This window comes from Anoxybacillus sp. LAT27 (assembly GCF_022030075.1).
In the GTDB taxonomy this organism is placed as follows: Bacteria; Bacillota; Bacilli; order Bacillales; family Anoxybacillaceae; genus Anoxybacillus; species Anoxybacillus kestanbolensis.
On the sequence record NZ_JAIWYK010000214.1, the window covers coordinates 1 to 257 of the forward strand.

Sequence of the window (257 nt, forward strand, 5' to 3'; positions counted from 1 at the left end):
GGAGCGGAGCGTCGCCGCATGATCCGGAGACGCCCACACTTCCCCGATCTTCGGCGCGCGGCCGCCCGGCGCAAACGTCGCAAACCACGAGGCGAACTCCGGCCCGTTCAGCGCTTCTTTGTACACCCGATAAGCGTTCGCCCAGTATTTGCCCAGCACCGGCGATACTGGGTAGCCGTTTTCCGCATAGGCGATCGCCGGAGCGAGCGTTTCGGCAAGCGGCAGGCGGCCGAAGCGCTTCGCCAGCGCTGCCCACG

The 257-nt window shown here is 67.3% G+C and carries 1 protein-coding gene; it reads right to left on the reverse strand.

Annotated features, from left to right (window positions below; all coding sequences use genetic code 11):
• The coding region (locus tag LD028_RS09180) for a gamma-glutamyltransferase (protein WP_237811637.1) at window positions 1-257 on the reverse strand (257 nt) is incomplete at both ends.